Origin of the sequence: Lysinibacillus sp. NPDC059133 (assembly GCF_042755925.1) — a bacterium.
Lineage (GTDB): Bacteria > Bacillota > Bacilli > Bacillales_A > Planococcaceae > Lysinibacillus.
The window spans coordinates 1-2933 of the sequence record NZ_JBHZDH010000019.1 but is presented as its reverse complement, the minus strand read 5'-3'; the positions used below and the strand labels follow the sequence as shown (position 1 = coordinate 2933).

Genomic DNA, 2933 nt, shown 5'->3' with positions numbered 1-2933 from the left:
GCAACAAAGCACCCAGCCGGAACGGAAATCAACCTCGCGCTATGGTGAGGAGTTTTTTATTTTGTAAAGATGGTGAACTTTCTCATATATCGTTTTGGGTAAGATATAATGAATCTAAATGATAAACGTGCAAGGTGCTGCAATTACAAAAGGTTTTATGTATCACCTAGCACAATGATTAATGTTAGAAAGGAATTCTTAGATGTGCAGCTTACATTAACATTTCTTATTTTAGGAGCGACAATTTTTGCATTTGTGACGAATAAAGTACGAGCAGATCTCGTTGCGATTGTGTCACTTTTAGCATTTGTCATTACAGATATTTTAACGCCGACAGAGGCACTAGCGGGTTTTTCGAACGCTGTAGTTTTAATGATTGCGGGGTTATTTGTTGTGGGTGCAGGAATTTTGCGAACTGGACTTGCAGGGATGGCAGGACGATTATTGTTGAAATGGTCAGGTGATAGTGAGCTGAAATTATTTGTGTTATTGCTCATTATTGTAGGGACGGTAGGTGCCTTTATGAGTAACACAGGTACTGTAGCTTTAATGATGCCGATCGTTGTTAGTATTGCGATTAGTATGAAGGAAAGTCCGTCAAAATTCTTGCTACCACTTTCTTATGTCGCGAGTCTTTCAGGGCTTATGACTTTAATTGCTTCACCAACAAATTTAATTGTCAGTCAGTTATTAGTAGATCGTGGCTATAATAAGCTTGGATTTTTCGAAGTGACGCCCATAGGTATTGTAGGGATGATTGTTGGTATTACCTATTTAGTACTTGTGCGAAATAAACTATTACCAAATGATAAGAACCGTTCACAAACAAAAGCTGACTATAAACTATCTCCGAAGAAAATTATTAAGCAATATGATTTAAACAATCGTTTGTTTAAAGTATTTGTGCCCGAAGATTCCTCGATTATAGACGCAACATTAGCAGAATTGAAGCTTCCGGCCAAATATATGCTTTGTATGATGAAAATTCATCGACGATCTCAAGAAGGCATTAGTTTTTTACCGATGACATATCAGGAAATGGCAGGTCCGACAAGTGTGATACATGCCAAAGATGAATTGTATGTCCAAGGTGAGGAAGAGAATATTCGTCGTTTTGCTGCAGATTATAGTCTAGAGATGCAGGAACTGGCTGAAGGAGAGGCTGATGATTTGGTATCGAAGCATCTTGGTATTGCTGAGGTATTATTAACGCCAAATTCCAGCTTTATTAATAAGACTGTTAGCGCCCTAGGCTTCCGAGAAAAATATAATCTTAATATAATTGGCATTAATCGTAGAGGCGGCTATAAACTTCAGGATATGGTGACACATAAATTGAAATTTGGAGATGCCATTTTAGTACAAGGTGCTTGGGATGAGATTTTGTTACTGGCAAGGGAAACACAGGATGTCGTTGTTGTGGGTCAGCCAAAGGAGCAAGCGAGTGTAGCTGCAGCCACGGGGAAAGCAGGTATTGCAGGTGTCATTATGCTTTTAATGATTGTGTTAATGGCTTTTGAAATTTTCCCTGCTGTTATTTCCGTTATGATTGGTGCCGTATTGATGATATTAACAGGTTGTTTACGTAATATGGAAGATGCGTATAGCAATATGAATTTTGAAAGTATTGTGCTTGTAGCTGCAATGCTTCCGATGGCGACTGCATTGGAGAAAACAGGTGGTATGGTTATTTTATCCGATGGTATCATTAATGCACTTGGAGATTATGGACCGTATGGAGTACTAGTTGGCGTATATATTTTAACAGTTATTTTTGGACAGTTTATTAGTAATACGGCGACTGCTGTCTTGTTCGCGCCAATTGCTATGAATGCCGCGATTGCAATGGAGGCAAGTCCAACGACATTTATGATGGCTGTTGCTGTAGCAGCAAGTATGGCGTTTGTTACTCCGATTGCTTCCCCAACAAATGCGCTAGTTATGACTGCTGGCGGTTATAAGTTTATGGACTTTGTGAAGATTGGAATTCCACTACAGATTATTATGTTTATTGTTATGATGCTGGCAATCCCATTTTTCTTTCCATTTTAAAAACTCGGTTTCTATGCCGAGTTTTTTTGTTGATTTTTTATAGAATCTATTAAATTCTTATTGAAGATTATGATAAAATTCTATTTTAGATACCAATAAAAAGTTATATTGACTTGAAATGAAGAGTCTAATGATAATTTTTTTCGTAAGTATATAAATAGGAAGTTTTTCGATGAAATGAAAAAGTATTAATTTTTATTAGAAAAAGTGTTGACCTTTTTAAATTAAGAGAGTAATATTATACGAGTCGCTAAGATAACTGAAAAACAACAATTAAATTAAATAAATTAGTTGTTGACATCGAGTTTACGACGTGATACTATATAAGAGTTGCTGCTGAGAAAATAGCAACGAAATGAACCTTGAAAACTGAACAAGCAAAACGTAATCAATAAAGTTTTTAGTAGCTAACCTTGAGTTGGTGAACGAAACAAAATTTTGGACATCAAACATGATGCCAGCAAAACAATTTGAGCTAATCAAATTTCTTTTTATGGAGAGTTTGATCCTGGCTCAGGACGAACGCTGGCGGCGTGCCTAATACATGCAAGTCGAGCGAACAGAAAAGGAGCTTGCTCCTTTGACGTTAGCGGCGGACGGGTGAGTAACACGTGGGCAACCTACCTTATAGTTTGGGATAACTCCGGGAAACCGGGGCTAATACCGAATAATCTATTTCACTTCATGGTGAAATACTGAAAGACGGTCTTGCTGTCGCTATAAGATGGGCCCGCGGCGCATTAGCTAGTTGGTGAGGTAACGGCTCACCAAGGCGACGATGCGTAGCCGACCTGAGAGGGTGATCGGCCACACTGGGACTGAGACACGGCCCAGACTCCTACGGGAGGCAGCAGTAGGGAATCTTCCACAATGGGCGAAAG

The 2933-nt window shown here is 38.8% G+C and carries 1 protein-coding gene and 1 rRNA gene; both read left to right on the top strand.

Annotated elements, in window-relative coordinates:
* Positions 1 to 174: 174 nt before the first annotated feature.
* Positions 175 to 2052 (top strand): SLC13 family permease, encoded by a 1878-nt coding sequence (locus ACFXN8_RS12210; RefSeq protein WP_376074329.1) that lies wholly within the window; start codon positions 175 to 177, stop codon positions 2050 to 2052.
* 490 nt (positions 2053 to 2542) lie between these two features.
* Positions 2543 to 2933, top strand: a 16S ribosomal RNA gene (locus ACFXN8_RS12205); the annotation flags it as partial.